We start from the raw sequence: 23854 nt of genomic DNA on the forward strand, positions 1-23854 counted from the left end.
TATCGGCAGGCTTATCTCCGGAGACGCTAGAATTCGTGGCGTGAATTTCAAGGAGATCACCGATTATGTGATTCTTCTTGTATATCTGATGACTAAAATGCAAGTGCCGCAGAGTGAAAGACTCTCTTTCTTGAACGGATATGTCGCTCTGCTGGACACGTATCAGCGGCAACTCCCCCAGCCGATTTTCAGCCGGTTTGTGCATTCGCAAGCTCGTCAGAAGTTGCAGGAGGCTCGAATGTTCATCGCGGAGCATTCGTAAATACGATGTGTCTACAGAACTGTGTCCTCGCGGATACGGATATGTCGTATATGTGCTATATTCTTATGGCTAATTGCGGCGGAAGCCTTCGGGTGACGCTTGGGAGGGGCTGATGCGTCAGTTCCTCCTTTTTTCATCTTCGGAAAGATGCGTATCATTCCTTGACCATGCTGTCGTGACACGCGTGACGTGTTGATGTAGTGATGGGGTGGTGCGGGGAATCGTGCAACTTGTGGGTGCCAATAAAACCGAACTGCTGTGACGTTAGGGGCTGATATATGACGGCAACTCTTCATATCGAGGGCAATGGTGAAGGTGGTGCCATCGTTGCCGATCCCGTCGGATACTCCATCCGGCAGATCGCCGCGATGTTTCACATGCAGCCGTCCACGTTGCGTTATTACGAGGATGCGGGTCTGCTCACCAACGTGGAACGTGACTCCGCCGGCCAGCGCGTATACCGGGAATGTCACATCAACCGACTGCGCACGATCTGCTGCTTCAAGCACGCCGGCATGAGCATCAGCGAGTTGCAGCGGTTTTTCTCCTACGAGTCCGACGAAGTCGGCCATATCGATGAGATCATGAAGCTGCTGTACGAGCGGCATGAGGCGTTGGACGAACAGCGTCGTGCGCTTGAGGAAGCGCACGCGCATCTGCTCCGCAAGCTGCATTTCTACGGCGATATCCAGAAAGCCACTCGCGAGAATCGGCCACTCCCCCAATGGTCCGACTATCGTCACGCGGAGTTCACGGAGATTTCCGGCTCACAATACGACGAAACCCCGCGGAACGCCTAGAAATTCCGCAGGGCTGGGGAGTGTCTTGACAGGTGTGTGACTGGTCTTGGCTGCCAGTCGCGAGGCCGGCGGGAAGGGGCTCCCGCTGAGAGCCGCGCCGATCGAAGCGGTGACGACATGGAGAAAGACGGTTCCCCGCCTCGGTGCGTATCCGACGCGCGCTTGTGACGAACAAGCACCGGGCGCACGCCCCGATGCGCATATGACGCACAGAGACGTCGAACAAGCACCGGGGATACGATTCGGTGCACATTCGACGCACGCTTGTGACGAACAAGCATCAAGGACACGCTTCAGTGCACATTCGACGCACGCGTGAGACGAACCCGCACCGAGGGGCGTGCGTCACTGCGTATCCGACAGATATCCGAGACGAACCTGCAGTAGGAAACCCGATCCAGTGCGTATTCGACGCACGCATGCGACCAAAACCAGCTACACACTTACCGAGACATTCCGCGGGGCTACCTACCATAACCACGATTTATGAACCACAAACCCCCGGTTCGCCGTTGAGTTGTGGTTGATTGTTTGTGTAATGCGTGTGTCTTCAAGGCGCGGAACGCGAAGGCGTACAAAAGTACGTCGAGTGTTCCGTAACGCCGAAGACACTCCATTACACAAACAATCAGTATTTCATGCCCATGGCGGAGCGCACCTCATCCAACGTCTCTTCGGCGATCGCATTAGCGCGCTTGTTGCCGTCGTGGAGGATGTCTCGGATGGAATCCATGTCCTTGGCGAGTTCGGCGCGGCGCTCGCGATGCGGGGCCAGGAACTCGTTGACGGAGTCGGTGACGTACTTCTTGAGGGCACCGGCACCGGCGGCGCCGATCTCGTCGGCGATCTCCTGCGGGTCACGACCGGTTACCAGACCGGCGGTGGTGAGCAGGGCGGCGACTTGCGGACGGTTGATCGGGTCGAATGTGATGGTGCGCTCGGAGTCGGTGGGGCTCTTCTTGATGAGCTTGGCGGTTTCTTCCGCGGTGGCGCCCAGCATGATGGAGTTGCCGTAGGACTTGCTCATCTTGCGGCCGTCGAGGCCCGGGATCTCCGGAGCGTCGGACAGGATGGCGGACGGCTCGGGGAACACGGGGTTCTTCTTGGCGAAACGCTCGTTGAAGCGGCGGGCGATGGTGCGGGTGATCTCCACGTGCGGCAGATTGTCCTTGCCGATCGGCACCACGTTGGCCTTGCAGAAGAGGATGTCGCATGCCTGATGCACGGGGTAGGTGAGCAGCAGGCCGGTCAGTGCGTGGCCGCTGGCTTCCATCTCGGACTTGACGGTGGGGTTGCGGTGCAGCTCGGCCTCGGTGACGAGGGAGAGGAACGGCAGCATGAGCTGGTTCTCGGCGGGCACTGCGGAATGCGTGAAGATCATGGTCTTGGTCGGGTCGATGCCGGCGGCCATGTAGTCGAGAACGAGGTTGAGCACGTTGTCTTCGATGTGCTCGGTGGTGTCGCGGTCGGTGATCACCTGGTAGTCGGCGATGATGATGTTGGTGTTCACGCCACGGTTCTGCATGGCCACGCGCTCCTTGATGGAGCCGAAGTAGTGGCCGAGGTGCAGACGGCCGGTCGGGCGGTCGCCGGTGAGCATGGTGAACTTGCTGGGATCGGCCTCAAGCTTGGCGAGCGTGGCGTCGGAGCGTTTCTTCGCTGCGAGGAAGCTCGCGCTCATTTCGTTGCCTGCTGCTGTCAACTGCTGCTCTTCGGCCATTACGCACCAACCCGTTTTTTGTTGAAGGTATTGAAAAATAACGCTCTAATCGTAAAAGTCTGAGCCGACATCCCAAGATTAGTGGTACTCTCTTATGTGATGAATTAGGAAACGTGTTGCCTCGGGCACAATAGACTGGCGAAGGGGGTCAGATGGGCCGCGGACGTCAGAAGGCTAAGCAGACGCGAATTGCCCGTAAGCTCAAGTACCTCACCACTGATACCGATTACGATGAGCTCGCGAAGGAACTGTCAAGTCAGGATGAGGTGACTCCATCCGCTGCGGATCCGTTTGCGACGATCGAAACCAAGATTCATGCCGATGATCATGCGGATCATGCGTCCGGCGGGGTTGATGGCGAGGAACTGGACGAGTACGCGCAGTGGGCCGCCGAAGCCGCCAAGAAGGCGGAGGAGAAGCCGGCCGCCAAGGCTCCCGTTCGACGGGGACCGATTCCCATGCCGATGCCTTCCGCATTGAAGAAAACCGTAAAACCAGCCGCTCCGGCCAAGCCGAAGACGGAGGATTCCGAGTCCGATTCCGACGAATGATCGATCAGTGATCGTTCGTATTCGGCAGATAGTTCGGTAAGGGACAGACGCCATTTGGGTGCCTGTCCCTTTTCCATACCTATATATCTATATTGGTATCGAGGTCTGTGCCCGTCGTCGTTCGCGGTATTTCCCTTCCGCTATATCAACGGGAGCAGTTCGCTCAGATCGTCGCGCTCGCCCACCGCACTGATGCGTCCGGCGTTCTTCTCCTCGTCCCATGTGCTCACTCCGCAGACCAATCGCAGCCATACGTCTGGTTCGAGTTCGATCACGTCGGGGGGCGTGAGATTATGCGGATCTGACGCCGGTCCCTCCAGAATCTTGATCGCGCCCCATGGCGCTACGCGTACTTCCACGCCTTCGCCTGGCGCTCTGCGTTCCATGAGATACAACGAATATCGCACGGCCATGGCCCAGACCCGACGAGGCAGATCGTCCGTTTCCGTAGGATCGTTCGCTGCCGTTCGCTGCCATTGCTCCAACGCCCGTTTTCCTTCGGACAGATCCTTCTTCAAAATGGATGCCATATGATCATCATCCCACGTCCCTTTCCGATGTGTGGTTTGAAGGATGAATGCGCCAGCGTTTGTTCACTTGAAACAACTGCAATTGGCACGTTCAAGTGCTACCATCGGATATTGTTGGTCTCAGACAGGTGAATCCGTCATCCAGAATTCATCTGAAAGCTAGGCAGAGTCGCCTTTGCGGACGGATAATGTCTAGCGGGAGATGTTTCTCACGAGAAAGAGTGCTTTATGACTGAGCAAACCGCACCGAAGTCCCCGGTGACCACCGAGCAGTTCATTGACGAAATCAAGGAGCAGCTGAAGTACAACCAGGGTGTGACTCTGGAACAGGCTACCGACGCCGACATCTACGTTGCGTCGTCCCTGGCCGTCCGTCGCCACCTCATGGACTCCTGGACCGCTACGCAGAAGGCCATGGTCGAAGGCAACACCAAGGCCGTCGGCTACTTGTCCGCCGAGTTCCTCATCGGTAAGCAGCTGCGTAACGCGCTGCTCAACTTGGGCATGCTGTCCGAGTTCGATGAAGCCGTCAAGACTCTGGGCCATGACCCGCAGCTCGTCGTCGACGCCGAGTACGAGCCCGGCCTCGGCAACGGTGGTCTGGGTCGTCTGGCCGCCTGCTACGTTGATTCCCTCGCCTCGCTGGGCGTGCCGGCCTTCGGCTACGGCATCCAGTACAAGTATGGTATCTTCAAGCAGGAGTTCGACGCCGAGGGCAAGCAGGTCGAGCGTCCTGACTACTGGCTCGCCAACGATGAGCCGTGGGGCCACATCGACTACAACCGTTCTCAGAAGGTCTCCTTCGGCGGCGAGGTCGTCGAGGAGAACGGCAAGAAGGTCTGGAAGCCGGTCTGGTCCGTTCGCGCCGTCCCGGTCGACTACATGGTTCCGGGCTACGCCTCCGGCCGTGTTGACACCCTGCGCCTGTGGAGCGCTAAGAGCTACGACGAGTTCGACCTCCTCACCTTCAACAAGAGCGAGTACCTCGACGCCGTCAAGCCGCAGGTTGAGGCCGAAAACATCTCGAAGATCCTCTACCCGGAGGACTCCACTCCTCAGGGCAAGCGTCTGCGCCTCGAGCAGCAGTACTTCTTCGTCGCCGCATCCCTGCACGACGCCATCCGCGTGTTCTACCCCGGCCAGGACAAGCCTGATCTGACCACCTTCCCGAGCAAGATCACCTTCCAGCTCAACGACACCCACCCGGTGATCGGCATCCCCGAGCTCATGCGCATCCTGATCGACGAATACGACTACGACTGGGATACCGCCTGGGATATCACCACCAAGACCTTCAACTACACCTGCCACACCCTGCTTCCGGAAGCTCTCGAAGTCTGGCCCGTCGACCTCATCAACGAGCTGCTGCCTCGCCACATGGAGATCATCAACGAGATCAACGAGCACTTCCTCGCCGAGCTCAAGGGCCTCACCCGTGACAAGGAGCGCATCAACCGCATGCGTATCGTCACCGAAGGCGAGCACCCGCAGGTGCGTATGGCCTACCTCGCCACCGCCGGCGGCTCCCACGTCAACGGTGTTGCCGAGCTTCACTCCCAGCTCCTCAAGGACGTCACCCTCCGTGACTTCTCCGACCTCTTCCCCACCAAGTTCACCAACGTCACCAACGGTGTCACCCCCCGTCGCTTCATCCGCCTTGCCAACCCCCGCCTGAGCGCCCTCATCACCGAAGGCCTCGGCACCGACAAGTGGCTCAGCGACCTCGACCTGCTCCAGGGCCTCGTTCCTCTGGCCAACGACGACGAGTTCGTCAAGAAGTTCGCCGAAGTCAAGCACGCCAACAAGGTTGCCTTCGCTAACTTCGCCAAGGACCGCTACGGCTTCGAAGCCAACCCGGACACCATGTTCAACACCATGGTCAAGCGTCTCCACGAGTACAAGCGCCAGTCCCTCAAGATTCTGGCCCTCATCTCCCGCTACGCCGCCATTAAGAACGGTACCGTCAACGTCGATGACGTTCTCCCCCGTACCGTCTTCTTCGGCGCCAAGGCCGCCCCGGGCTACTACATGGCCAAGCTCACCATCCAGCTCATCAACAACGTCGCCCGTGTCGTCAACAACGACCCCGACGTCAAGGGCAAGCTGGCCGTCCACTTCCCCGCCAACTACAACGTTCGTCTCGCTCAGCACCTCATCCCCGCCACCGAGCTTGACGAGCAGATCTCCCAGGCCGGTAAGGAAGCCTCCGGCACCGGTAACATGAAGTTCGCCCTCAACGGCGCCCTCACCGTCGGAACCCTCGACGGTGCCAACGTCGAGATCCGCGAACGCGTCGGTGCCGACAACTTCTTCCTCTTCGGTCTCACCGTCGACGAAGTCGAAGCCCTCTACGAGGAAGGCTACGATCCGGCCAAGTACTACGAAGCCGACCCCCGCCTCAAGATGGCCATCGACATGATCTCCTCCGGTACCTTCTCCAACGGCGACCGCAACACCTACGCGCCGCTCGTTGCCGATTGGCTCACCAAGGACTACTTCATGACCCTCGCCGACTTCAGCGCCTACGCCGACATCCAGTACCAGATCGAGGACCTCTACCGTCAGCCCATGGAGTGGAACCGCAAGGCCATCCTCAACGTGGCCAACACCGGCTACTTCAGCTCCGACCGCGCGATTGAGGATTATCTCGAGCGAATCTGGCACACTTCTCCGCTCGCTGACTGACGGAGTGTCATCGGTTGCGCAGAAGGTTCGACGTACCTTTGTACGCCTTCACCTTCTGCGCAGCCGATGCCACACTCGTCAGTCAACTCGCTCGCTCGCGACTGCGGAGGGTGATTGAGTACATAAACAATGTGGGTGGTGGCGCTATCGAAAGCAATGTGCTTCCGGTAGCGCCACCACCCACGTTTTTGTATGTCAGGCGAACCTGAACCCCAACCCTAAAGGGGAAAACTCAGGCCTCTTCGGCGGTCTCGGCCTCGTCGGCTTCGGCCTCTTCCTCGGCCTCGTCGGCCTCGGCCTTCTCCTTCTTCGCGACACTCAGATCGACCGGAGAAGAGCTGTTCTCCCACGGCTCCTCCCACGGGTCATACTCCGGGTTCTGCTGCTTGTACAGGTACAGCGCCGCCAGACCGGCCAGCAACGCACCGAACAGAAGCGCGAAGAACTTCCACCCGTTCGACGACTTGTTCTCCATATTGGCTCCTTTCACAGGGAATTACAGCCTGCCCTTTCAGACCGCTTTCACCCATTCTAAGCCGACGATGTGCCCAAGCTGTGAGCATCCACGCCGAACGTACAACGAAAGTCATCCCATCATCGGCATCCTCGCCCGTCCGCCTCTTCTCGCCGGCCCTACCATGCCATACAGTAGGGTCCATGAGCCAACGTTTTCGTCTGTTCCCCAACTCCCCCACATCGCATGACCTATTCGATCGCGACAACATCCGCCATCAGTGGCGCATGGGCGGACCGGTGATCACCTCCGCGATCATCATGATCTGCGTGGTCATGTGGGCAGTGGAAATCATCACCAGATTCATCGCGCCGAACCTGCTGGGCACCATACTCGGCTACGGCATGTTCACCTCCGCGCTGGCCGCACACATGCCCTGGACGTTCATCACCGCACTGTTCCTGCATGAACCAGGCATCTTCCACATCCTGTTCAACATGCTTACCCTCTGGGCCATCGGCCCCGTACTGGAACGCATGCTCGGCCACTGGCAGTTCCTCGGCTTCTATCTGCTGTCCGGCCTGGGCGGAGACATGGCCCTGCTGCTCTGGGCCCGACTGCTGCCCGGCGGCACCGGCTGGGGCATGTCCACATACGGGGCGTCAGGAGCCCTGTTCGGCCTGTTCGCCGCCATCTTCGTCGCCTACCGTCGCATCGGTATGGACATGACGTCAATGATCGTATGGCTGGCGATCAACTTCATCATGCCGTTCATCGCCCCCGGCATCGCATGGCAGGCGCACGTCGGCGGATTCGTGATCGGCGGACTGTACGCATGGCTGATGGTCGCCGGACTGCCGGCACTACGCAAAACAGGCCTTACCGCGCGGGCATGGGTATACGGCATCGCATTGTTCAGCGTCGTTGCCGGGGTGAGCGCGTGGTGCCTGATTCCCGCACTGGGATAAGGCCAATACAACGGCTGGTATACGCCGCCAATACCAAACGATCCTCCCGAATCAATTCATGATCTGGGAGGATTGTCATATATGCGATCAACACCATACCCATCCGTATGCCGACAACATACGGTGTCGTAGTGCGGTACGGTGCATCGAACGGGTCAGCGCCACCACATGGTCATCAGGAATCCGATCAGCATGATGCCGAATCCGATGGCAAGATTCCACGCACCGATGTTCGGAATCGGGTAATCGTACGTCATGTAGTACACGACCACCCACACCAGACCGATCACCAGCAGCGCGCAAAACAGCGGCACGAACCAGGCCGGATTCGACTTGGTGCCCTTGATCGACTCCTCCACACGCTTCGTATTCTCCTGCTGACGGGCGAACATCTTGCGCATCTGCGGCGTCATGGCGGCCTCGTCAACGCTCTTGTTGAGCACGGCCTCCACCTTGTCCATGGAAATGCCGAAATCGTCGTCCTTGTCGGCGGTCTCGTCCTTGTCAGAGGCCTTGTCCTTGTCGGCGACATCCACGGTCTTGTCGTCCGCTTCCTTGACATCAACATCGGCGGTGGTGTCGGTGACGGTGTCCGCCTTGGTTTCGTCGAGCTTCTGCTCGTCCTGTTCAGCCATGAGAGATTACTCCTTTAACGTAAGCTACTAGTCATAGTAGTGGCTAGAGTGGAAACAGTTGACAAGTCGAATCCAATAATAGGACGAACAATACGAACGATAAGGCGGATTGACGATCATGGGCAAGCACGGAGGCAGACACGTAGCGCGTAAGTCGATGGTCGGCGCGCTCTCCGTGATCATCGTGTTCGCGCTCGCCGGATACCTCTTCGTCACGAACGTGCGCATCAACCGTTCCGTCACCGTCACGTCCGACACCACCCAGCTGCTCAATGAGCGATCCCGCAAGGTCACTGAACTCGAAGGCGATGTCAACACTCTCAGTGACAAGATCGACGCATTGAAAACCCTGACCGGCAACGACAGCTCCACGAACTCTGAGGACGTGGGATCAGGCACCAAACTCAAGGCCGTGGAGGGGCCAGGCGTCACCGTCACGCTCGACGACTCCCCACTGTGGGAGACCAAGGTGGGCGACTCCGGATCATCGGCCGACATCAACGACTACGTCGTCCACCAGCAGGACATCGAAGGCGTGGTGAACGCGCTCTGGGCCGGTGGCGCCGAATCCATGATGATCGAGGACCAGCGCGTGACCTACAACTCCGCCGTGCGATGCGTAGGCAACGTACTGCTGCTCCAAGGCAAGCGATACGCGCCACCGTTCAAGATATCCGCCATCGGACCGGTGAACGACATGGTCCAGGCGCTCAACAATTCACCAACCGTGCAGGTGTACAAGGAATACGTGGACTCGATCGGCCTCGGATGGAAGGTCGAACGATCCGACAATCTTCGATTCGACGCCGCCAACGCGGTGCCGCAGACACTCAAATACGCCAAGGTAAAGGAAAGCTAACATGGCACAAACCATGGCCCAACCGACCGCCAACGCCCGTATGACGCGCAACCCCGGCAGCGGGAGGGGCTCCGCGGCATCCGCGATCCTCGGCATTCTCGGCGAGATCCTGCTCACCCTCGCCGCAGTACTCGCCCTGTACATCGCATGGCAGCTGTGGTGGACCGGCGTGGAATCCGAACAGGCGCAAAGCTCCCAACGAGACAGCGTCTCCTGGGTGGACCCGCAGAAAAACGGTAACGACTACACCATCGCCAAGGCACAGCAGGGCGATCCGCCGGTCCAGCCGCAAGGAGCCGTCACCGGCGACCTGATCGCGCAGCTCTACGTCCCCCGATTCGGACAATCATGGCAGCGCAACGTCGTGGAGGGCACCGACGCCTACCAGCTCTCCCGCCACGGCCTGGGCCACTACTCCGAAACCCAGATGCCCGGACAACTCGGCAACGTGGCCATCGCCGGCCACCGATCCGGCTACGGCGAACCCCTCGCCCACGTCGACGAACTCCAACCCGGCGACAAGATCATCCTGCGCACACAGGACTACTGGTACGTGTACACGTACACCGACTACAAGATCGTCACCCCCGAATCCACCGAAGTCGTGGCCGCAGTCCCCGGACAGCCCGGAGCAACGCCCACCGACCGCTACATCACACTCACCACATGCGAGCCGCGATACACCGAAGCCACACACCGCTGGATCTCCTACGGCAAATTCGACTACTGGGCCAAGGTCTCCGACGGCATCCCACAGGAACTCGCCGCATCCGCATCATCCGGCGGCGTACAGTTCGAACGCGGCCAGTCCTCACCGCTCGCCAAAGTGTCCGGATCCATGGAGAACCTGGTGATCGCGCTCGCCATCGCCTACGTCGTGGTGTATCTCGCCGCGCTTGTCGCCTGGCGATACCCGGTACTCAGGCAGATCAAGTACGGCGTGCGCAGCAAGCCCTCCGCAAGCCTCTACGGATGGTTCTACCGGCACCAGCCCGGCCCCATGCTCATCCGATGGGTATTGATGCTCATTCTGGCCCTCGCGATCGCCGCGACCCTGTTCGAATGGGCGTTCCCGTGGGCGGCGTCCAATATTCCATATCTGAAAGTCACGTCGAACTTCGTTGCCGTAGAGTAGACGCAGCGAAGCCCATTCAACAGAACGACCAATAACAGGCAGCAAACAGCAGACAGCGGAGGAGCAGCCATGACGGATACGACAACCGATTCCGCAAGGATTCTGGTCATCGACAACTACGATTCGTTCGTATACACGATCGTCGGATATGTGGAGACGCTGGGTGCCACGGTAACGGTGGTGCGCAACGACGCGATCGACCCGGCCACGCCCGGACTGCTCGACGACTACGACGGCGTGCTCATCTCCCCTGGCCCCGGCGCGCCCGCCGACTCCGGCGTGAGCGAGGACATGATCCGACTGTGCGCCAAGGTGCGCAAGCCCATGTTCGGTGTGTGCTTGGGCATGCAGGCGCTCGCCGAGGTGTTCGGTTGCACGGTGGGGCATGCGCCCACGATCATGCATGGCAAGACCAGCCAGATCGAGCATCTGGACGATGAGATCTTCGCCGGCATCCCCAACCCGATGACCGCCACACGCTACCATTCGCTGGCCGTGGAACCCGACAGTGTGCCCGACACGTTGCAGGTGACCGCGTGGACGCAGGGCGATCATATCGTACAGGGGATTCGCCACAAGGAACTGCCGCTGTACGCCGTGCAGTTCCACCCCGAATCCGTGATGACCGAAGGCGGCTATCGTCTGCTCGCTAACTGGCTCGCGGTGTGCGGACAGACCAACGCCGTCGAGAAGTCCAAGGGGCTCAAGCCCAAGGTTGCCGTCGACGCGGAGTGATTGATACCGAGGAAAACGGCAAACGAAAAGGTCCGGCGGAGGACTCCTGAATAGGAATCTTCCGCCGGACCTTTTGCGATCACCGACTACTGCACGGTGATGGTGTATGAGCCGTCGGCGTTCTTGGTCACACCGGTCACCTTGGCATCGTCGTTGCCGGGACCACTGATGGTGTACTTCACCTTCTGGCCGTCCATGATCGACTTCATCTCGGACTGCGACTTGCCCATCACACCGAACGGATCACTGCCCGACGAGCTGGTGTTGGGGCTCGGCGAGGATCCATCCGTGCTGTTTGTGTCGCCATTGTTGGAGCCGGAGCCGCTGGTGTTCAGCGTCACCGAGCTGCCGGCGTTCACCTTGCTGTTGGCGGTCGGACTCTGGCTGGTCACCGTGTCGCTGTCGTTGCCGCTGGAGCTCACCGTGAGGCCGAGCGCCTGCAGCGCCTGACGCGCGGAGGAGAGCGACTGGCCGGTCACGTCGGGCACGGTCACCTGATCGGAACCCTTCGACACGTACAGCGTCACCGTGCTGCCCTGCTCCACCTTGGAACCCTCATCCGGGCTGGTGCTGACCACATTGCCCTCATCCACGTCACTGGATGCCACCTGCTGTGTGGTGGCGTTCAGACCGGCCTGCTTGAGCTTGGCCTCGGCGGCGTCGGCGGAGATGCCGGACAGGCCGTCGGGGACGGTGGTCATACCGGAGGAGATGTAGATGAGGATCGACGTGCCCTTGGCCTTCTGCGTGCCGCTGGCCGGGTCGGTGCGGGTGACGTGATCCTTCGCCACGGTCGCACTCTCCTCAACGGAAGCGCTGCCGCTCACCGTGAATCCGGCGTCCTCGAGCGTCTTCTTGGCCTTCTCCTGCGTCATGCCGGACACATCAGGCACCTCACCCTGCTTGGGGCCGGTGGAGAACCACACGGTCACCGTGCTGCCCTTGGCGGCCTTGGAACCGCCGTCGGGGCTCTGCTTGGTGAACATGCCCTTCTCCTTGGCGGAATCATTGTCATCAGCGGTCTTGCAGGTCAATCCGGCGTCCTGGATGCGCTGGCAGGCCAGTTCGCTCGACATCTGTTCGGTGATCGTAGGAACGGTCACCTGCTCGGTCGAGCTGCCCGACGTGACATACCAGATGCCCAGGCCGGCCGCCACCAAAGCGATGATGGCCAGAACCGTGCTGATGATGATCCGCTTCTTTTTCTTGGCCCTGGCGGCCTCGGCGCGGGCCGCGCCGCGACCGGCGTTGCCGGCGTCCATGCCGTTCATGCCGTTGCCGGCAATACCGGTACCGGTCTCGATCGGATTAAACGCCATGGTGCCGCCGTTCGCGCCGCCGTTGCCGGCAGCCCCGTTCGCACCGGCACCCATCACCATGGTCTCGCCGGCTTCCTGCTCCTTGCGGGCCTTCATATTGGCCAGATCGGTGAGCGGGTTGAACGCGGCCGCCACAGGGGTGCCGCCGTTCATCAGGGCCAGCACGTCGTTGCGGAATTCAGTGGCCGTGGTGTAACGGTTCTGACGGTCCTTGGCCATGGCCTTGGCACAGATCGAATCCCACATCTTAGGCAGTCCGGGAACGATCGCGCTCGGCGGTGTGGCCACTTCGGACACATGCTGGTAGGCGATCGCCACGGCGGAGTCGCCGGTGAACGGCGGCCGTCCGGTCAGCATCTCATACAGCACGCATCCGGCCGAGTACAGATCGGAACGCATGTCCACGTTCTCGCCTCGGGCCTGCTCAGGCGAAAGGTACTGTGCAGTGCCCACCACGCCCTGCGACTGGGTCATGGTAGCGGACGAGTCATCAAGCGCTCGGGCGATACCGAAGTCCATCACCTTCACCACACCCTGATCGCTGATCATGATGTTGCCGGGCTTGATATCGCGGTGGATGATGCCCATACGATGCGAATACTCGAGTGCGCCGAGCACGCCGAGCATGATCTGTTCGGAATCGCGCTGGCTCAGTGCCCCGTTGGCCTTGAGGATGTCGCGCAGCGTCTGTCCCTGCACGTATTCCATCACCAGATACGGGACGCTGACGTCACGTCCGGCGTCGTCCTTGAGATTCTCCTCGCCGGAATCGTAGATCGATACGATATTGGGATTGTTCAGCTGGGCTACCGAATGCGCTTCACGACGGAATCGTGCGATGAAGATCGGATCGCTGGCCAGATCGGCCCTCATGATCTTGATGGCGACGGTGCGGCCCAGACGGGTGTCCGTACCCACGTGGACTTCCGCCATGCCGCCATGCCCGACGAGATTGCCAACGGTGTACCGTCCGCCGGCTAATGATGCGGGGATGTACATACTCATCGTGGCTCTTCCTTCCCTGTTTCATTAATGTTCAAGTCTATATTCGCAATACCCGACGGTGCATCCGTCGTCGGAGGCGTTCCCGTGATGCCGGTCGTATCGGTCACTCCTGTGACTCCGGTGATCGGCGTGCCCGTATATGGCGTTGGCGTCGGTGGAACGGATACCGCGTTCGATGTTAGTGGAATCGCGGTTTGACGCGGTTTCGCGGCAGGAACGAATCCGGGCAACGGTCCGGAGTCCAAAGGCTCCAGAATCGGAATGTCCTGTGGCGTCGGGCCGGCCAGGGCCGGTTCGACCGACGGCAAGGACGATGCCGATGCTGATGACGCTGATGACGAGGTCTCCGACGATGCCGACTGAGACGATGCCCGCAAGGACGACTCCGTCGGGATCTGCACGCCCGGTGTATTCGGTAACGGTACGGAATCCAACGCCATGGGCGCTGCCGAGTCCGTGGCCGACGTTCCAGTCCCGCCAGCTCCGGCATCGAGTGAAATGTCCGGGATCGGGATATCCGGCGCGGACTCCGGCACCGTAATGGGCGCCGGCGGCACAATAGTCGCTTCCGGAGCAGCCGCCGGCGTAGGAGTCTGAGTCACGGCCGGTGCGACGGTTGTCTGAGTCGGACGCGGAGTCTGCTTGGCCACCCAATCGGCCGCGGAGAACAGCTGGATTGGCTGATGCGGCGCGCTCATGACCCGTCGGGTCAGATGGCCGGTTTCGGTGAGCGCCTCGGACGCCTCCTGATCCAGCAGCCGACGCTCGATCTTCGCAAGTGTGCGTGAAACGACAAGCGCGTTGGCTGGACGATCCGCAGGATCCTTCGCCAGCATGCTCATTACGAATTCACGCAACTGCCAATCGATGCTGTCCGGCAACGGCGGCACCGGGTCGTTCACATGCGCGGCGGCGATATCCACGGGCGTGGCACCGGTGAACGGACGGTGTCCGCACAGTCCCTCGTACGCCACCACGCCGAGTGAGTAGATGTCGGACTGCGGTGTGGCCTGTTCGCCCTGGGCCTGCTCCGGGGAGATGTACTGCGCGGTGCCCACCACCATGCCGTCCTGTGTGATCTGCGCCTGGTTGGTGGAGTAGGAGACGCCGAAATCGGTGATCTTGACCTCGCCGGTCTCCGAAACCATGATGTTCGCGGGCTTCACGTCGCGGTGGATCACGCCATGCGAATGTGCCACATACAGGCCGCGGGCGGTCTGGATAAGGATGGGAAGCAGTTCGTCGGTGCTCAGCGGTCCCCGTGCCTTGTAGATTTCGGCCAGCGACTTGTTGGGCACATATTCCATGATCAGGAATCCGATGTTGTCGTGCTCGTAGTATTCGAATAGGGCGGCGATGTTCGGATGGGCCAGATTCGCCGAGTTGTGGGCTTCGGCACGCAGCCGCTTGAGCTTCGCCTCCTCATTGTCCATGTCGGCGCGGAGGGCCTTGATGGCCACGGGCCGTTCAAGCTCGATGTCGTAGCCTTTCCACACTTCGCCCATGCCGCCTTGCGCGAGGCGTTGGTCCAGACGGTAGCGGCGGTGAATCAGCTGTCCTTCGATCAGTCTCATTGCTTCAGGGCCTCCTGCATGATTTTTTGCATAATCGGTCCGGCCGCCTGAGCTCCGTAGGTGTTGACGTTGTGCACCACCACGGCCACGGCGATTTCAGGGTTGTCGGCGGGCGCGAATCCGGTGATCCACGCGTCATTGGTGTTGTTGTTAGTGCCGATCTGAGCGGTACCGGTCTTGGCCGCTACCTTGGCGTTGGCGAGCTGCAGCTGCGGGTCCTCCTTGGTGATCACGGATTGCATCATGGCGTTGATCTTGCCTGCGGTGTCGCTGGAGAACGCGCGCGAGAACTCCGACGGGGAGCTTTCGCTGATCACGGTCAGGTCGCTGGAACGTACACGATCCACGAGGGTGGGCTGCATCATCACACCATCATTGGCCACGGCGGACGCGATCATGGCGTTGAGCAGCGGGGTCTCCAGCACATCACCCTGGCCGATCGAGGCCAATGCGAGCTTGTCGTCGGTGGGTGAGTCGGGGAACTTGGACGCGGTGGCCTTCATCGGTGTTCCCGTGGCGGTGTTGCCGTCCACGGTGATCGAACTGCCGAAGCCCATCTTCTTGGCCTGATCGGCCACCTTGTCCTTGCCGAGCTTCACGCCCAGCTGTGCGAAGGCGGTATTCGACGAGTATGCCAGCGCGTCCTCAAGGGTGATCTGCCCATTGGATCCGTTGGCGGCACTGGTGGTGTTCGTCAGGTTCGTTACCGTGCCGGGCAGCGTGTAGGAGGCACCGGCGGGAATCTGCGTATCGGTGTTGTAATCGCCCTCTTCGAGTGCGGCGGCGGCCACAACCAGCTTGAATGTGGATCCAGGCGGGAACAGTTCACCGGTGGTGCGGTTGAGCATCGGGTTGTTGGCGTCGCCGACCAGTGCGGCATAGGCCGAATTGACCTCGGACGTGTTGTGGCTCGCCAGCGTGTTCGGATCATAGCTGGGTGTGCTCACCATGGCCAGGATTCGACCGGTCTTGGGTTCCATGGCAACAACGGCACCTTGCTTGTCACCCAGCAACTGGTAGGCCAGTGTCTGCAGCTTGGGATCGATCGAGGTCTCAATCGTGGCACCCAGATTCTCCTCGCCGGTGAACAGCGACTTGAATCGGCTGAGCCAGAGCGAGCTGCTTTCACCGCTGAGCAGGGAGTTACGGCTCGCTTCCACGCCGCGGTCCGCACGCTGGTTCACGGAGAAGTATCCGGTGACCGGGGCATAGACCTGACCGTTGCTATACGTGCGCTGGTAGGAGAACGCGTCGTCGGACTTCTCGGATTTGGCGATCACCGTGCCATCGCTTGCCAGAATCGATCCTCGGGGCGCTCCGTACTCGTGATACAGGGCACGGGTGTTCCGCGTGTCCGCGTTCAGTTCATTCGCGCGCACGGTCATGATCAATGATGTGGACAGGCCGAGGATCGCGAACAATACGATGACCGCGTTGAACAGATGCCGTAGTGAGTTATTCATCGATCCCTCCTCTCCGAAGAGGCCGAACCTGCCGATCCTGCCGCGTGACGGGGTGCGGACGGTGCCGGCGGGCGCAGATTCGGCATGGCCGTAGCTTCCGGCAGCGTATTGCCATCATGAGTACGCTGTGCGATGATCTCGGTCTCCTCGTTGGAAGGGTTCTGGACGGCCTGCGCGGTATGACGTGCGTGACGCGGCGTCTCGGTCATTGACGCGATGGGCTCGATGGGCTCAATAGGAGCGACGGGCGTCACCGGAGCAGGCACGGCCATGGTTGCGAATGCGTCGGCATTCGCGCCTGACTCATCGGAAGCCTCAGCCTCGTTTGCAGATGCTTCGGACTCGGACTGTGCCATACGGGCCTGTGAGGCCTTCTTCTCCTTCTCGCGTAGCGCCATCAGCGCCTCGTACTGGAAGGCGTCATCATCGGTGTCGCTGACCGGCTTGTTCGCCGAATTCGAAATGATCAGCAGCAGGGATGCAAGTATGCAGTTGGCGATCAGGCTGGAACCGCCGGCCGCCAGATACGGCAGCGTCAGACCGGTCAGCGGGATCACGCCGGTGACGCCTCCCACGACGGTGAACACCTGAAACGCCATGGTGAACACCAGACCCGATGCCAGCAGTTTGCCGAATCCGTCGGTCACTTTCATGGCGATGATCATGCCGGTGCCGATGATGATCAGGTACAGCGCCAGAATCGCGAACAGTCCGGCGATGCCAAGCTCCTCGCCCAGCGATGCGTAGATGAAGTCGGAATTGGCGAACGGCGTGACGGTCGGATGCCCCTGACCAAGTCCGGTGCCGGTCATACCGCCCGTCGCAAGACCGAATCGACCCTGCACCAGCTGGAAGGAGCCGCCGACGGCGTTGTAGATCTTGTCGTCGTACGGGTGTAGCCAGGCGTTCACACGATTACCCACATGCGAGAACATCATCACAGCCGCCACGGAACCGACCGCGAAGCCGACGAAGCCGATCAGGATCCAGCTCTTCTGCCCGGTCGCCACATACAGCATCGACACGAACATGGCGAAGAACATCAGCGACGTACCAAGATCGTGCTGCAGCACGAGCACGCCCATGCACACCACCCACACCACAAGGATCGGACCCAGATCCTGCAGTCGAGGCAGCCGAATGCCAAGGATCTTCTTGCCGCCCACGGCCAACTGGTCGCGATGATCAAACAGGTACGAGGCGAAGAAGAACGCCAGGAACAGCTTGGCGAATTCAGCCGGCTGCAACGTATGGCTGCCGAACGCCAACCAGACGCGTGCGCCGTTGATCTCCTTGCCGATGAACGGCAGCATGGGGGAAAGGAGCAGCACCAGACCCACGACCATGCTCAGATACGAGAATTTGCGCAGTACGCGATAATCCCGCATGAATATCACCAGGATCGCGCACAGGACAAGCGCCACGCACAGCCAGATCATCTGCGTCAGCGCTACGGTGCTATGTCCCTTGCCGAACACATCGTTCTGGTTATCGATACGGGCGATCATGATAAGACCAATACCGCTGAGCAGCATCACGCATGGCAGGATCGTCTGATCGGCATGCGGCTGTCGGACCAGCAGAATGATCCAGAACACCACGAACAGCGCTCCGACGATGCCAAGACGAGTCGCGTAGGCGGCCGGGAATGAGTTATGCACTCGCATGAACATCTGAAAGAATCCCAGCATCACGGTCGCACCCGCCAGTATCAGCATTGAGGCCTGTTCGATTCGACGTGCGATCATTGCTGAGTCTCCGTATTCGATGCGCTGGGCGACGGTGATTGCGATGCCCCCGCGGAATCATTCTGATTCTGCTGGTTGTCTTGCGCCGACTGATCGTTCTGACCGGACTGGTCAGTCTGTTCCGCGCCGCCGAACTCGTCCTTCGGCTTCTCCTGACTCTGCAGGTCCTCGGCCTGCTGACGAATCGTCTGCGCGTGCGTTTCAGCCTCGGCATACGAGCCGACCGTGATGCCACGGCTCAGCTGCTCCCGCCAATTCGCCGGCAGCGACAATACCGTGATGTCGGTTCGTTTCACCTCGTGCGAGAGCGAGAATCCGAACAGATCGGTGGGCACACCCTGATAAATCGCCACCGAACCTTCCGCCTCGCCTAGATAGTATTGCGTCTGCGACCATCGAAAGGCCATGAAGCCGGCGCCTCCCAGCACCAGCAGCACCGCCACGATAATGCCGATGATGGTCATGCGGAACCGGGAGCGACGCTTGCGCGCCTGCTGCGCCTGTTCCCGCTGCTGGGTCTTGATGGCCCGTGCCACTTCGGGATCGTGCGGATCGGCGCTCGCACTGCCGTCTCGTTTCTGCACCACGGGGATTTCCCCGGTATTCGGCATGGCGACGTCGGTGGTTTCGGGACGCTGGCTCGACGGCTGCGCCACTCGCGGCGATGCCGTCTCATCGGTTTGCTCGTTCTTTGGCTTCTGCTCCTGCATAAGCGCGGCCGCGCGCTGCGCCGGACTGCCCTGATCCGCCCTGAGCGCGGGAGCCGTCGCCACGGATTCGTCGATGATGTCGGCGATGCTTTCCAGGCTGGCGCTTACGGCACCGCCCACCAGAGGCACCGGCGAATTCTCATCGGTTGGCTTCTCGCTCAACGGCACGGTGGCGTCCGCGATCACGGCGGTCACGTTGTCGGTGCTGCCGGCCTTCAACGCCATGGCAACCAGACGCTGTGCACACTCCTCGGGATCGGTCAGCTCGCTCAGCGTCTCTTCGAGCGTGGAATCCTCCAGGACTCCGCAAAGGCCATCAGAGCACAGCAGCCAGCGGTCGCCGGCCTTGGCGCGGCGGATGGAGATGTCGGGGCGGGGATCGATGTCGAAATCTCCGAGCACGCGCATCACCACGTTGCGCTGTGGATGATTCTTCGCTTCGGCCTCGGTGATCCTGCCGGTGTCGATCAGATGCTGCACATAGCTGTGATCCTTGGTCGCCCGGATCAGATGGCCGTCACGCAGCAGATACGCGCGTGAATCACCGATGTGCGCAAGAATCCAATGGTTCTCGACCAGACTCAGTGCCACCACGGTGGTGCCCATGCCGGATAGACGACGTTCATGCTTCGCCTTGCCCACGATGGCGTCGTGCGCCGCCAGCACGGAGGTCTCCATGATCTTCGACACGGTCTCGATGTCGTTCGACGATTCCTCATGCTCGATATGGGCCAGCGAACGGATCGCAATGGTCGAAGCGGTATCACCGCCTGCATGGCCGCCCATGCCGTCGCAGATCGCCGCGAAATGGCGTCCGGCGAACGATGAATCCTGATTGTTGCTACGCACATATCCCACATCGGACACCGTTGTGGAATATAACGTGAGCGCAGGTGCCGCGTTCACCGCGGGCGTTGGATCCGTGGTCCCCGAGGCCGTCTGCTGAACCTGCTGTAAGGACGATGAAGAAGACTGATTGGTGGCCATGCTTTACCTCAGCTCGAAAGTGGTCGCACCGATGCGTACGGGCACGCGTGCCGGCAGTACGGCGGCTTCGGTGAGCTTCTTACCGCCCACCACCGTGCCGTTGGTGCTGCCGAGATCCTCGATGGCCCATCCGCCACTGCCGGAATCCCAGAATATGCGCGCATGATGGGAGGACACGAATTCGTCGTCGAGCACGACGGAATTGCCTGCCGCACGGCCCAGCGTGATCTGACCATTGCCCAGTGGCATGGTGGTTCCGGCCAGCGGGCCGTCGATGATCGTGAGAATGGTGGGCTGTTCCGTCACGGGTCGGGCAGGTTTGACCGGTGCCGGCGTAGGAGTGGGAGCAGGCGCCTGAGCCGCCTGCTGGGCGGCTTGGGTACGTTTACGATGCTTCTTGGAAGGCTTGGGGCTGTACGACGCCACGTCGCGGTGCAAAGAGCGTACGGCGAGCCATACGAATACCCATAGCAAGATCAGGAATCCGTATTTGAGAACGGTGAAAGTAAGTTCGGTCATGATTGGCTCGCGTTCGTGCGTCGGGGAAGTGGATCAGTCCTGCGGGGTGGAAGACGCCCAGAACAGGATGCGCGTACGCCCGATGGTGATGGTGTTGCCGTCGAGCAGTGTGGCCGCGGGAACCTGATGTCCCTCCACATAGGTGCCGTTTGTGGATCGCAGATCACGCGCGATCACCCCGTTGTCGGTGATATCGATCTCAAGATGGCTGCGCGAGATACCCGGATCGTCGATCACGATGTCGCAGTTCGATCCACGGCCGATCACGGTCTTCGGAGCGGTAAGCAGGTACTGGCGTCCGTTGATCTCCAGCACCGGGCAGTCCTTCGTTTCGCTCGGCGTGGTCACGGGAGCCGCGTTGCCCTGCACGGACTCGCTGGAAAGTTTGAATTCGGCGCGGCTCAGATCGAGATCCTCCTCGAAGATCACCACGACCGGGCCGACGAAGGCGTAATGCTGGCTTTCCGCGTACTTGGTGAGATTGTCGGCGAGTTCGTTGGCCAGAGTCTCGGACCCCCACTGTTCGATTCGGTCGAAATCGGGGGTGGACAGGCGGAACCGGTATTCGTTGGGGGCCACGGTACGATCTCGTCCCATGGGCATGGCCTGTGCGTCGATCTCACGTTCAAGGGCGCTGGAGAGGTCCACCGGCTGGAGGTCCTTGGAGGCGAATTTGCTGAATACGCCGTTTACGGCACCTTCGACACTTTTTTCGAAACGGTCGAGAACGCTCATGAATATCCCTTTCTCGCAATGGCTCCATCGTACGCAGCTGTCTTTACCAAGGCATGGGTATCCCAAGCTATCATTGCAAAGTCTTCATTACGCTTTCTTTCTTCCACCAATCGTAATCCCGACTGGGAATTATGCCCGCATCTTCCTGCAAAACCTTCGGCTGAGAGGGAAAATCCCCCACTTGGGGTGTTTCACTCCCCCGATGTGCCGTCGCCGCGCCCCCGATGGCCCGGCTGGTATTGCGTCACTTGGGCCGACTACCGTCACGTGGACCGCCCGGCCTATGTGACGGCATCTCATAATCGTTGATTTTTCAACGTTTGTATTTCTTCGTCACGCGGACCGCCCGGCCCGCGTGACGCAATGCGGCCCGCGTGACGCGTCACATGGGCCGAGATCGGTGTATACCCCCTGACGACTTGGGCTCTAGGCCTTGTCACCACACGGTTTGCCCAGCGCCCGGCGCAAGGCCTCGTGCTTGAGCGCGATCGTCGCATTCGACGAGACGATACCCACGGCATTGAGCTCATCCCAGCTCACCCACGTGCTTGCCACATGTTCGTCCTTGTCGAAGTGCCGCTCCCCCGTGTGCCAATGACGCAGATGCAACACCATGATGTTCGCCAGTTCGTCCGACATGCCCTCCGAGGAATAGCATTGTGCCACGTCGTCGATGACGATGCCGTCCTGTCCGTCCGGTCGTACGCCGGTCTCTTCGTGCAGTTCGCGCAGGGCCGCGGCATGCGGTTCCTCATCGTCGTCGATCAGTCCGGCCGGTATGCCGAACGCGTACATGTTCGGTCCGACTCGGTACTCACGTTCGAGCAGGTATCGGTCGGTGGCGCAATCATGAACCAGCATCACCACGCAGGGTGCATGCCTCATCACCTGACGATGGATTCGCGTCGACGAGCCGTCGTGCCGGGCCAGTCGTATCGTCTGATCCTCCACGCGGAAAATCGCACCCGTATACACGGTCTCGACCGATTCCACCACCGGTGTCGTTTCCATGTCGATGTCGTTGCTGGCCTCCAGCCGCTTGATCACATCGTTGGTATCGTTCGTGTCGTTCATCTGGTCACCCACTTGCCGTACCCACTTTCCATAAGGGGGACTGTCGTATTCAATTCGTAACCGCTTCCGCATTCGTCCGAACGACCGCGCATGTGTGTCACTGCCGATACACATCGCATATATACGTATATATGCGATGTGTATATATACGTCTGAAGGACGGTCGTGCATGGCCGTATAACCACGTATATATACGTATATATACGGCGTGTACGCATATGCAGCCGGTATACAGTCGAAGCGTTATCCGTTGATCGTCCGCTCCACCAATTCCGGTAGTGCGACGGCGATATCGTCATGGATCAGACGGGTGGCGATGCCGTCGTACTGTGTGCGGCCCATGTTCATGATGGTCATCGGCACGCCGGCCTGCACTGCGATGGGTGCCAGCGACGCCGCCGGGAACACCTCCAGCGTAGACCCGATGACCCAGAATTCGTCCGCTTCCTGCACCCGCTTGATCGACTTTTCCATGGTGCCGTTGGGCAGTGCCTCGCCGAAATACACCACGTCGGTCTTGATCATGCCGTTGCAGGGCATATTCCCCTTGTACGGCAGTTTGCGATGGCAACGCGGATCAGGCTCCTCGTCCAGACGATCCATGATCTCGGCCGTGTCGTACTTGGCATGGCATTTCATGCAGTGTGACGTGCCGATGGTGCCGTGCAGATTCACGATCACATCCGGGGAGTTTCCGGCCTTCTCGTGCAGGGCGTCGAAGTTCTGCGTGGCCAGCAGCGTGAGCATTCCGGCCTTCTCAAGATCGACCAGCGCCTTGTGGGCGGCACCGGGCTGCGCACCCCACACCGGCGACTCCTTCTGCCAGCGCCAGGAGTATTCGCGGTCCTCCTTGCTGGTCATGAAGGCGTCGATATCGTAGACGTTCATCTGTTCGGGATGCTTGGTCCACACGCCATCCGGACCGCGGAAGTCCGGAATACCCGCGCTGGTGGAGATGCCGGCGCCCGTCAGTACTGCAATCTTCTTTGTGCTCATACCTCTTTCTTACACCCGGAATATGTATGGATTCCGCAGTTGGCGTCTGTATGGCATGCTGTTCGTCTGGCGTTCGCCCATACTTCTACTTTTCTACTTTTCCGCTTCAAGGATTCATGAGACGTGGGTGCGTTTGCCTGCTGATATGGTTTGCCTGCCGACGTGGTTGGGGCGATCGACGTGGTTGGGGCGGTCGACGTGGTTGGGGCGGTTGGACGAGTGGGGATCCATTGCCGTTCTGGTGGTGGTTTCGGATTCACGTCAAGAATTTCCCTGGTGATCAGACGGATTGCCGGTGCTGGCAATGTTGTGTTAACCGTGCTGACGGTACTCTGATGGTGTCTGCGCCCATGATCGGTTGTTGCGATGGTTGTGGGGCTTGGTTTTGTG

20 protein-coding genes and 1 pseudogene are annotated in these 23854 nt (G+C 60.3%); 8 read left to right on the top strand and 13 right to left on the bottom strand.

Features of this window, described 5'->3' with window-relative positions; translation table 11 throughout:
* Together EP30_RS11020 and EP30_RS10280 are read left to right on the top strand one after the other, a co-directional pair.
* On the top strand, window positions 1-262 hold a 262-nt coding region (locus EP30_RS11020; protein WP_219846825.1), incomplete at its 5' end, for a hypothetical protein.
* Window positions 263-540: 278 nt separating this feature from the next.
* Window positions 541-1062 (top strand): MerR family transcriptional regulator, encoded by a 522-nt coding sequence (locus tag EP30_RS10280; protein WP_140558497.1) that lies wholly within the window; start codon window positions 541-543, stop codon window positions 1060-1062.
* Window positions 1063-1690: 628 nt separating this feature from the next.
* Here the strand turns inward: EP30_RS10280 and trpS are convergent.
* Window positions 1691-2782 (bottom strand): tryptophan--tRNA ligase, encoded by a 1092-nt coding sequence (gene trpS, locus EP30_RS10285; protein ID WP_094664899.1) that lies wholly within the window; start codon window positions 2780-2782, stop codon window positions 1691-1693.
* A 152-nt stretch (window positions 2783-2934) separates the two neighbouring features.
* Here trpS and EP30_RS10290 point away from each other — a divergent pair, with 152 nt between their 5' ends.
* Window positions 2935-3333 carry a DUF3073 domain-containing protein gene (locus EP30_RS10290; protein ID WP_094664901.1) on the top strand — a complete coding sequence of 133 codons (399 nt, stop codon included), beginning with the start codon at window positions 2935-2937 and terminating at the stop codon, window positions 3331-3333.
* A gap of 140 nt (window positions 3334-3473) precedes the next feature.
* Here EP30_RS10290 and EP30_RS10295 read toward each other — a convergent pair whose 3' ends face one another.
* Window positions 3474-3863, bottom strand: coding sequence for a sterol carrier family protein (locus EP30_RS10295; protein WP_140558499.1), 390 nt, complete (start codon window positions 3861-3863; stop codon window positions 3474-3476).
* 228 nt (window positions 3864-4091) lie between these two features.
* Here EP30_RS10295 and EP30_RS10300 point away from each other — a divergent pair, with 228 nt between their 5' ends.
* The gene (locus tag EP30_RS10300; protein ID WP_140558501.1) at window positions 4092-6548 is read left to right on the top strand and encodes a glycogen/starch/alpha-glucan phosphorylase; all 2457 of its coding nucleotides are present in this window, start codon (window positions 4092-4094) and stop codon (window positions 6546-6548) included.
* 232 nt (window positions 6549-6780) lie between these two features.
* On the opposite strand, the gene EP30_RS10305 is transcribed toward EP30_RS10300, so the two are convergent.
* Window positions 6781-7023, bottom strand: a complete 243-nt coding sequence (locus tag EP30_RS10305; RefSeq protein ID WP_140558504.1) for a hypothetical protein — start codon at window positions 7021-7023, stop codon at window positions 6781-6783.
* 182 nt (window positions 7024-7205) lie between these two features.
* Here EP30_RS10305 and EP30_RS10310 point away from each other — a divergent pair, with 182 nt between their 5' ends.
* Window positions 7206-7970 carry a rhomboid family intramembrane serine protease gene (locus EP30_RS10310; RefSeq protein WP_140558507.1) on the top strand — a complete coding sequence of 255 codons (765 nt, stop codon included), beginning with the start codon at window positions 7206-7208 and terminating at the stop codon, window positions 7968-7970.
* Between the two features lie 155 nt (window positions 7971-8125).
* Here the strand turns inward: EP30_RS10310 and crgA are convergent, their stop codons facing one another.
* Window positions 8126-8605 carry a cell division protein CrgA gene (gene crgA, locus EP30_RS10315; RefSeq protein ID WP_140558509.1) on the bottom strand — a complete coding sequence of 160 codons (480 nt, stop codon included), beginning with the start codon at window positions 8603-8605 and terminating at the stop codon, window positions 8126-8128.
* Window positions 8606-8723: 118 nt separating this feature from the next.
* On the opposite strand from crgA, the gene EP30_RS10320 reads away from it, so the two are divergent.
* From EP30_RS10320 to EP30_RS10330, 3 genes are all read left to right on the top strand, one after another.
* Window positions 8724-9464 carry a DUF881 domain-containing protein gene (locus EP30_RS10320; protein WP_094664912.1) on the top strand — a complete coding sequence of 247 codons (741 nt, stop codon included), beginning with the start codon at window positions 8724-8726 and terminating at the stop codon, window positions 9462-9464.
* 13 nt (window positions 9465-9477) lie between these two features.
* Entirely contained in the window at window positions 9478-10599 is a 1122-nt protein-coding gene (locus EP30_RS10325) for a class E sortase (RefSeq protein WP_375137759.1), read from the top strand.
* A 69-nt stretch (window positions 10600-10668) separates the two neighbouring features.
* Window positions 10669-11334, top strand: coding sequence for an aminodeoxychorismate/anthranilate synthase component II (locus EP30_RS10330; RefSeq protein ID WP_094664914.1), 666 nt, complete (start codon window positions 10669-10671; stop codon window positions 11332-11334).
* 86 nt (window positions 11335-11420) lie between these two features.
* On the opposite strand, the gene pknB is transcribed toward EP30_RS10330, so the two are convergent.
* The 9 genes and pseudogenes from pknB to EP30_RS10375 form a co-directional block, all read right to left on the bottom strand.
* Window positions 11421-13658 (bottom strand): Stk1 family PASTA domain-containing Ser/Thr kinase, encoded by a 2238-nt coding sequence (gene pknB / locus EP30_RS10335; RefSeq protein ID WP_140558511.1) that lies wholly within the window; start codon window positions 13656-13658, stop codon window positions 11421-11423.
* 686 nt (window positions 13659-14344) lie between these two features.
* Window positions 14345-15232 (bottom strand): annotated as a pseudogene (locus EP30_RS10340) (serine/threonine-protein kinase); the annotation flags it as partial.
* Window positions 15229-16695: a penicillin-binding protein 2 gene (locus tag EP30_RS10345; RefSeq protein WP_094664918.1), complete on the bottom strand. Its 1467-nt coding sequence runs from the start codon at window positions 16693-16695 to the stop codon at window positions 15229-15231. The pseudogene EP30_RS10340 and the gene EP30_RS10345, both read right to left, overlap by 4 nt.
* Window positions 16692-18443 carry an FtsW/RodA/SpoVE family cell cycle protein gene (locus EP30_RS10350; protein WP_094664920.1) on the bottom strand — a complete coding sequence of 584 codons (1752 nt, stop codon included), beginning with the start codon at window positions 18441-18443 and terminating at the stop codon, window positions 16692-16694. Before EP30_RS10350 ends, EP30_RS10345 begins: the two co-directional genes overlap by 4 nt.
* Window positions 18440-20140: a PP2C family serine/threonine-protein phosphatase gene (locus EP30_RS10355; RefSeq protein ID WP_140558514.1), complete on the bottom strand. Its 1701-nt coding sequence runs from the start codon at window positions 20138-20140 to the stop codon at window positions 18440-18442. Before EP30_RS10355 ends, EP30_RS10350 begins: the two co-directional genes overlap by 4 nt.
* Window positions 20141-20143: 3 nt before the next feature.
* Window positions 20144-20659: an FHA domain-containing protein gene (locus EP30_RS10360; protein WP_140558517.1), complete on the bottom strand. Its 516-nt coding sequence runs from the start codon at window positions 20657-20659 to the stop codon at window positions 20144-20146.
* 33 nt (window positions 20660-20692) lie between these two features.
* The gene (locus EP30_RS10365; RefSeq protein WP_093961166.1) at window positions 20693-21394 is read right to left on the bottom strand and encodes a DUF3662 and FHA domain-containing protein; all 702 of its coding nucleotides are present in this window, start codon (window positions 21392-21394) and stop codon (window positions 20693-20695) included.
* 426 nt (window positions 21395-21820) lie between these two features.
* Window positions 21821-22468, bottom strand: a complete 648-nt coding sequence (locus EP30_RS10370; RefSeq protein WP_140558519.1) for an NUDIX domain-containing protein — start codon at window positions 22466-22468, stop codon at window positions 21821-21823.
* 243 nt (window positions 22469-22711) lie between these two features.
* Window positions 22712-23464 carry a Sir2 family NAD-dependent protein deacetylase gene (locus tag EP30_RS10375; RefSeq protein WP_140558522.1) on the bottom strand — a complete coding sequence of 251 codons (753 nt, stop codon included), beginning with the start codon at window positions 23462-23464 and terminating at the stop codon, window positions 22712-22714.
* Window positions 23465-23854: the final 390 nt, after the last annotated feature.

Origin of the sequence: Bifidobacterium sp. UTCIF-39 (assembly GCF_006408715.1) — a bacterium.
Classification (GTDB): Bacteria; Actinomycetota; Actinomycetes; order Actinomycetales; family Bifidobacteriaceae; genus Galliscardovia; species Galliscardovia tissieri.

Bases quoted from the DNA above. Each gene is read 5' to 3' on its own strand.
- EP30_RS10375 (WP_140558522.1), bottom strand. From the start codon at position 23,464: ATGAGCACAAAGAAGATTGCAGTACTGACGGGCGCCGGCATCTCCACC.
- EP30_RS10360 (WP_140558517.1), bottom strand. From the start codon at position 20,659: ATGACCGAACTTACTTTCACCGTTCTCAAATACGGATTCCTGATCTTG.
- crgA (WP_140558509.1), bottom strand. From the start codon at position 8,605: ATGGCTGAACAGGACGAGCAGAAGCTCGACGAAACCAAGGCGGACACC.
- EP30_RS10300 (WP_140558501.1), top strand. From the start codon at position 4,092: ATGACTGAGCAAACCGCACCGAAGTCCCCGGTGACCACCGAGCAGTTC.
- EP30_RS10350 (WP_094664920.1), bottom strand. From the start codon at position 18,443: ATGATCGCACGTCGAATCGAACAGGCCTCAATGCTGATACTGGCGGGT.
- trpS (WP_094664899.1), bottom strand. From the start codon at position 2,782: ATGGCCGAAGAGCAGCAGTTGACAGCAGCAGGCAACGAAATGAGCGCG.
- EP30_RS10305 (WP_140558504.1), bottom strand. From the start codon at position 7,023: ATGGAGAACAAGTCGTCGAACGGGTGGAAGTTCTTCGCGCTTCTGTTC.
- EP30_RS10325 (WP_375137759.1), top strand. From the start codon at position 9,478: ATGGCCCAACCGACCGCCAACGCCCGTATGACGCGCAACCCCGGCAGC.
- EP30_RS10290 (WP_094664901.1), top strand. From the start codon at position 2,935: ATGGGCCGCGGACGTCAGAAGGCTAAGCAGACGCGAATTGCCCGTAAG.
- EP30_RS10370 (WP_140558519.1), bottom strand. From the start codon at position 22,468: ATGAACGACACGAACGATACCAACGATGTGATCAAGCGGCTGGAGGCC.
- EP30_RS10310 (WP_140558507.1), top strand. From the start codon at position 7,206: ATGAGCCAACGTTTTCGTCTGTTCCCCAACTCCCCCACATCGCATGAC.
- pknB (WP_140558511.1), bottom strand. From the start codon at position 13,658: ATGAGTATGTACATCCCCGCATCATTAGCCGGCGGACGGTACACCGTT.
- EP30_RS10345 (WP_094664918.1), bottom strand. From the start codon at position 16,695: ATGAATAACTCACTACGGCATCTGTTCAACGCGGTCATCGTATTGTTC.
- EP30_RS10320 (WP_094664912.1), top strand. From the start codon at position 8,724: ATGGGCAAGCACGGAGGCAGACACGTAGCGCGTAAGTCGATGGTCGGC.
- EP30_RS10295 (WP_140558499.1), bottom strand. From the start codon at position 3,863: ATGGCATCCATTTTGAAGAAGGATCTGTCCGAAGGAAAACGGGCGTTG.
- EP30_RS10330 (WP_094664914.1), top strand. From the start codon at position 10,669: ATGACGGATACGACAACCGATTCCGCAAGGATTCTGGTCATCGACAAC.
- EP30_RS10365 (WP_093961166.1), bottom strand. From the start codon at position 21,394: ATGAGCGTTCTCGACCGTTTCGAAAAAAGTGTCGAAGGTGCCGTAAAC.
- EP30_RS10280 (WP_140558497.1), top strand. From the start codon at position 541: ATGACGGCAACTCTTCATATCGAGGGCAATGGTGAAGGTGGTGCCATC.
- EP30_RS10355 (WP_140558514.1), bottom strand. From the start codon at position 20,140: ATGGCCACCAATCAGTCTTCTTCATCGTCCTTACAGCAGGTTCAGCAG.